We start from the raw sequence: 6,788 nt of genomic DNA, 5'->3' as shown, positions 1-6,788 counted from the left end.
AAACCCCGTTTAACAACCAAAACTTATACTTTAAACGGAGATTCAAAAGAAACTTATACATATCTGGTAAGGCTCAATTAATTATTATCGTCAATAAAATAGCAGTATAGACCTAAACTTCGGATTCTAAAGGATGTTTAGTGATTTATTCACCTCCCTAAAATTAGCCCTCAGATAAAAACAGGCCTGACTAAGAGAAAATATCTAAAACGGATTTGGAACCTTTCTGCAAACCTCTTGTCCTAAGTTCTACAGTTGCTTAAAAGAATCCCGATAGAGTAGGAATTTATGAAAAAAACACTTTGGATCGTCAGTTTGCTTAGTATTATTACCTATCTGAGCGCAATCACCCAAGCAGCACAAGAGCCTGGGGCATCCACCATGAGTAAAGGCGCCATTGTCTCAGCGAGCGACACGGCGATTTTTGCCGGCGGCTGCTTCTGGTGTACCGAAGCAGACTTTGAAAAGCATAAAGGAGTACTTTCCGCCACGTCGGGCTATATCGGAGGTAGTGAACAGTCACCCGCATACAAGCAAGTAGCCTCAGGCAAAACCGGCCATGTCGAAGCGGTTCTAGTAAAATTTGACCCTAAAGTCACAAATTATCAGTCCCTACTTGATGTTTACTGGAAACATATTAACCCAACAGACTCTGACGGACAGTTTGTTGATAGAGGAAAGCAATATAGACCCGTAATCTTCTATTTGGACCGTGAGCAAATGAACTTAGCTGCTTCTTCTAAAGCATCCCTTCAGAGCAGCGGCATATTTGATAAACCCATTACGACAGAAATTATAGAAGCTGGTAAGTTCTGGCCTGCCGAAGACTACCATCAGGACTACTTCAAAAGAAACCCAATAAGATATAAATATTACCGCTACAATTCAGGTAGAGATCAGTATCTGGAAACAGTTTGGACAAAGGAAAATCTTGAGAGGAAAGCTATGAGCGAAAACAAACAGACTAATCAATACAGCAAACCAAGCGATACCAAGATACGTGAGAAGCTCAGCGACCTTCAATACAAAGTTACCCAAAAAGAAGGGACGGAAAGATCATTCGATAACGAGTACTGGGATGAGAAACGTGAAGGTATCTATGTCGATATCGTCAGTGGAGAACCCCTATTCTCATCGAGAGATAAGTTTGATTCTGGCACAGGATGGCCGAGCTTTACTAAACCGTTAATAGAAGAATATATAGTTGAAAAGAAAGATTTTCGTTTATTTATGTCTCGCACCGAGGTTCGTAGTAAATTTGCAGACTCACATCTTGGGCATGTCTTTGATGATGGCCCAGCGCCAACTGGTTTAAGATACTGTATTAATTCCGCCGCGTTGGAATTCATTCCCAAGCAGCAACTTAGTAGCCGGGGTTACGAGCAGTTTCTAGATCAGTTTTAAACGAACGATATATTTTCTTTCAGGGTGCTGTCTGTGTAATATAAGTAAAATTACTTTACTTAAACATTTGCGCCCTGAAACTTTAATGAGTTTAATTTCACGCCTCGTCAGCATTAACTACCCCGTTACCCTCTGCTTACTGTCTATTATTTGGGCAAGCATATGGTTCTATCACAGTCCCAAAAATATGCTACCCAAGATTGAAAACAAGGCCGATAGCAGTCTGTCCGTCCCGCTTCCTGACTTTTCAGTTATTCAGAATATAAGTGAGAAGAAGCAGTCTTTTTTTGAATATTTATTGCCAATGGTTAAGGACGAAAACCTTCACATACTTCGCCTCAGAACTGCAATACAAGCTATGAGCACTTCCATAAAAAAAAATGGTGCCGCCAGCCTGAACCAATACGACAGAAATTGGCTTAAAGCGCTTGCAATGAAATACAAGGTTGTGCCAACTACCAACCCAAGTCAGACACTTGGCAGACTGCTAGAGCGTGTTGATACCGTCCCTGCTTCTATGGTACTGGCACAAGCGGCCATTGAGTCTGGCTGGGGGACCAGTCGTTTCGCTAAGCAAGGAAACAACCTATTTGGCCACTGGTGCTTTAAAAAAGGATGCGGTCTTGTACCTAAATTCAGGAATGAGAACCAACAACATGAGGTAGCTCAATTCGAGACTATAAATGAATCCATCAGGGCCTATCTGATGAACCTAAATAGCTTCTCGGCATATGATGAATTCAGGAAACTACGCGCTAAGTTCAGCAGCACAAGCAAGCAAGACATGAGCAGCCTAGATCTACTGCCCGGACTTTCCCCTTACTCCGAACAAGCTGAGCGTTATATTGAGAAAGTTCGCATCATGATCGAAAGCAATAACCTCACTCAATATGACCTAGCCGGCTAATAAGGGTTAGCATTATTCAGAAATATCACGAATGATGTTATCCAGATCTCATCGTTTAAATTCAATAAGATATAGAATACAGAAATATTCAAGGACTCAGCATTCTCTGAACGCTTGGAAATTAAGTAATTAATCACACATGGAACTACCCAGGTAATTTATCACTATGGAATTCAACTCTCGTAAACTCTTATCATTGGCTGCAATAACACTGTCTTTGGTGCTTTGCTCGTCCGCAACTCAAGCAAGGGTACAAGAGCCGGTTCCAGTCTATGAAGACCATCTTTCTATCGGCCCCGGCATTACATTTGGGTCGGCACCCTATATAGGACATGATGGCACCTACTCCTTTTTACCGACTTTCAGTTTTCAGTGGGGAAATTTGTTCGGCTATAACAATCATGATGAGCCACTAGTTGGCTTCGAGTTATTCAGGCATAAGCGTATTATGTTTGGCCTTGCGGTAACATCGGGACGAACATTTTTGGATCTTGAGAATATTAGCGCTGATATGGAAGAGTTGTACTGGGGCATTGATGAAAATAGAGATAGAGCTTACGAGGCTGGCTTTATTTTTCGCTTTTTCTCTCGTGTGGGCTTAGTTGAAATCAAAGCTTTTCATGATGTTGTAAGCACCTACTCTGGCCCTAGATCTTCGATCAGCTGGTCGCGCCCCTTCCCTGATACTGGTAATTGGTCAATTATTCCACGTATGTTTATAAAACATTATGGCAACAAGTATAACACTTACTACTACCAAGTTACCGAAGCTGAAAATGAGGCGGCGGAAAGTTATGTTATTGAAAAATATGGTGCTGGCGAAGATGACGCCAATATCGATTATTATCAAACTATTACCAGACCTCAATATGAGCCTGGAAATAGTGGACATGTCGGGTTCGACCTTACCGTCGAATACAGCATATCTGACAAACTAACCGCGACGGGCTACCTTGCCATAGAGAAATTTTCAGGCGAAATAGAAACCAGCCCCTTAATAGAAGATAAAGAACTGATTCTAGGTAATATTGGCCTGCGATACAATTTTTAACCTGCACCTTCTTTTGGCAGCGCACCTCAATCACATTGCGCTGCCAACACCCACCCAAGTTAAACCTGTTGCACCTAAATTTCATTTAAGACAAAAGCCATTTTACTCTTTGTAAAACCGTTTATAATACAGACATAATTAGTGGTATCGTTTGTATCACCCACTCCCAAGCCCTTATAACCCCGCTTTACTAGGTAGGTGTAAATGTCTGATATTAATGAAACTGCGATTAGCAGCTTAAACGAAGCGTCCTCCGCTATTTCAAATCTCGCAAACTCTCTTGATAACAGTTTTTCATCTGCCATATCATTGATAATGAAATCTGAAGGACGCCTAATAGTTTCAGGCATGGGGAAATCCGGCCATATTGGCAAAAAAGTCGCAGCTACACTCGCTTCTACCGGCACACCTAGTTTTTTTATTCACCCCGCCGAAGCGTTTCATGGTGACTTAGGGATGATCCGCCCTAGCGATATCATCTTGCTTATCTCGAATAGCGGCGAAACCGAAGAAGTGATCAAACTCATCCCTAGCCTTCGGCGCTTCGGAAACAAAATTATTTCGATTGCTAACGCCCCTGATAGCACGCTAGCAAAAAATTCAGACGTCTACTTGAATATTTTTGTCGAAAAGGAGTCATGCCCAAATAATTTGGCTCCTACCACATCGACAACGGTGACACTAGCTTTGGGCGACGCACTTGCTGTTTCACTAATGAAAGAAAGAAACTTTCAACCTGAGCACTTTGCAGCCTTTCACCCTGGAGGAAGCTTGGGTAGACAGCTACTGACCAAGGTGCGTGACGAAATGCTTGCTCAAGACCTACCTTTTGTAAGCCCTGAAACACCTGTTGATGAAGTTATCATTACAATGACTCAATCGCTTCAGGGTATTGCAGTTGTTATCGATGAAAACAAAGCGCTTCTTGGCGTAATCACTGACGGAGACTTGCGCCGTTCTTTGGTAAAAGGTGGTGACATTCACACCCAAAAAGCAAAAGATATAATGACCACAGACCCAATAACCATTGACGAGGGAGAAATGCTCTTTACGGCTGAAACGATCATGAAGGAAAACAGCATTACAAAATTACTGGTTACTGACGGCAAAAGAACTGTTAGCGGCATACTCTCAATATAAGCCCTCTAAAACACTGAGTTTATTTTACCAAAAACAAAGGTTGTCCTGCTGTTTTGGTTGTGGCAACCACCTTATTTCCCTCAAGCGCAATCGTGCTTCCATATTCAACAACTCCAGGACTGCTTAATTCCAGCAGTTTAGACCAGGTCTTATCTTCATGATCCCGAGCATAGATGTAAGTGATACCCTTATCTTCAGAACCCCCTTCATCGAACAGTGAGTGCGAGACAACCAGGTCGTTATCATATAGCGCTACTGCGTTGCCAAAGCTCGAAAACGGTTCATTTACGGGAGCTTTTATATAGAGGTCCTGAGAAAAGTTTCCACTGGCAGCATCTCTTTTAAATGCGTAAACGGCTCCAGAATCGCTTGAATCGTTATTCGACATATCGCGATTGAACCCGGTACTTGCGCCGTCCTCATGGGATGCAGAAACAACCAGATAGTTTTCATTCGAAGCAATTGAGCTACCAAATAGATCACCAGAATCTGCATTCGATGCCTTTATAATTGAACGCAATTCGTGAAATCCCACCTGATTACTATTTATAGCGCTAAAAGCAAACACAGCGCCGGAATTTGACCTACTTAGTACAGGCTCATATGACTCTGGCGAGGGCGAATTATTTATCACACGGTCATTACTTTGTTCATAAGGAGCTGATACAAATACTTGGCCGTCAGGTGTTAAAGAAATAGCACTACCAAAGCGATCTCCCGCAACGGGTTCTAAAGCTTTTAACGTCTCGATATATTGCAAGAAATTGCCCTGACTGAGATTCAGCGAATACATATAAACTGCACCTGAGTTAATGGCTTGCGTGTCGGAAAAGATGCCATTCAGGCTATCTTCTTTTGGTGCAGCAATAGCTAGGCTATGACCAATATACTGCCCAGATGAACTTAACCGAGCGCTTAACGCAATTTGCTCACCAAACCCTTTGTCGAAACCGGAGGCACCTCGAACATTTTCCTTTGCTTTGATATAAGAGTGAAGTGCCCAACTTCCATCTCGCTGCAGCACATAAAGGTAGACTGCGCCAGATTCAGGAGAAAGATTGCTAGCGCTGGCATTTTCAAGTTCTTGAGAGAGCGCACTTGAATAGTCCCCTTCTGCAGTATAGTTAGTGTACACATCTTGCGCAGAGCTATCTTCACCAGGGGCAGAAACTACCAATAGCTCGCCGTCCACAAACACAGATTGACCAAATTTATCGCCTGGCTCAGCATTTGGAGCCTTCAACATCCAGACTAACTCCCAAGAATCGTTTGCATTTCTTTCATAGATATAAACAGCGCCAGAGTCCTCTGAGAATTCATTGACAATCGAGCCGTCAAGGTCATTCTGTATCTGAAGAGCAGTAAATTCACCGGCTGAAGAACTATCTTCCTTTGGCGAACCAAGTACCAAATAATCACCTGATAGTGAAAGATTATTCGATTCAAGTGAATTTTCATCAAACAGAGCTAGAGGATTAGCAAAGTCGGTAATTTCAAGCTCATCAGCTTCATCTCGAAATATTACGAAATTATAAGTTAAAACCTGTTCTACATTCCGCCGCATTCCTTGGAGCTCTAATACAGCGTTCTGTGTTTCTTCGGTACTTTCGCCCCCGTCATCTAGCAGTACGAGATTTCGTAACCTCTCGTCTAATTCGCACTCAAGCCCTGAATACGGCATCTGTAAGGACGCCGTAACTTCTAACGAAATCTCGTTTTTGCCAGGTTTAAGAGTAATATCGACTAACGAAGTGTTTTCTGAAAGATCAACATCAAACTGCCTCGTGTCATTATTATGAGAATGCTCAACGATTACACCAAATTCGCGAACCTCAATAGCCGCCTGATCAAGCCTTTCAAACTGAAGTGTAGAAAGTACAGTTTCACCGAGAGAATCTGCTTGAGTTAACTCAGGCAAAACGTTTGGAGCGAAGAACTGTTCAACCTGAGCAAAGCCTAGCGTAGTAATGTCTGACAAATGCTCTAAATTAAACTGATAATCAAACTGCCTATAATCAAAGCTAAATGGAAGACCAGAAAACGATACACTATCGAGCAACACTGGTGTCTCGTAAGGAGAATCTTCCAAACAATAAGGACTAGGCTCGGGTTCAACTTCGGCGGGAATTATCAAATCATCCTGCCTACCACAAGCAATTAAAATGAAACTTAGAGATATGACAGATAAAGTTTTATAAGAGCGGGCGAGCATGAATATTTTAGTCCTTTAGATGCGCGGCTATGATCGAACTATTGAGAAGAAAGAATACAAACCCTTAAGGCAAT

The 6,788-nt window shown here is 42.3% G+C and carries 5 protein-coding genes; 4 read left to right on the top strand and 1 reads right to left on the bottom strand.

What is annotated here, in order from left to right:
- Positions 1-381 precede the first annotated feature (381 nt).
- The 4 genes from msrB to A3763_RS08635 all read left to right on the top strand — a co-directional run bounded on the left by msrB (position 382) and on the right by A3763_RS08635 (position 4,502).
- The gene (gene msrB / locus A3763_RS08650; RefSeq protein ID WP_368664616.1) at positions 382-1,404 is read left to right on the top strand and encodes a peptide-methionine (R)-S-oxide reductase MsrB; all 1,023 of its coding nucleotides are present in this window, start codon (positions 382-384) and stop codon (positions 1,402-1,404) included.
- Positions 1,405-1,489: 85 nt separating this feature from the next.
- A complete protein-coding gene (locus A3763_RS08645) occupies positions 1,490-2,311 on the top strand; it encodes a glucosaminidase domain-containing protein (protein WP_082870316.1) in 822 nt (273 codons plus the stop codon).
- 166 nt (positions 2,312-2,477) lie between these two features.
- A complete protein-coding gene (locus A3763_RS08640; RefSeq protein ID WP_068633836.1) occupies positions 2,478-3,362 on the top strand; it encodes a MipA/OmpV family protein in 885 nt (294 codons plus the stop codon).
- 204 nt (positions 3,363-3,566) lie between these two features.
- Positions 3,567-4,502, top strand: a complete 936-nt coding sequence (locus A3763_RS08635; RefSeq protein WP_068633834.1) for an SIS domain-containing protein — start codon at positions 3,567-3,569, stop codon at positions 4,500-4,502.
- Between the two features lie 19 nt (positions 4,503-4,521).
- Here A3763_RS08635 and A3763_RS08630 read toward each other — a convergent pair whose 3' ends face one another.
- The gene (locus A3763_RS08630; protein WP_197475807.1) at positions 4,522-6,636 is read right to left on the bottom strand and encodes an FG-GAP repeat protein; all 2,115 of its coding nucleotides are present in this window, start codon (positions 6,634-6,636) and stop codon (positions 4,522-4,524) included.
- Between the last annotated feature and the right edge of the window lie 152 nt (positions 6,637-6,788).

This window comes from Oleiphilus sp. HI0128 (assembly GCF_001635365.1).
The sequence above is the reverse complement of the archived record's forward strand: the minus strand, read 5'-3'. Positions and strand labels throughout refer to the sequence as shown.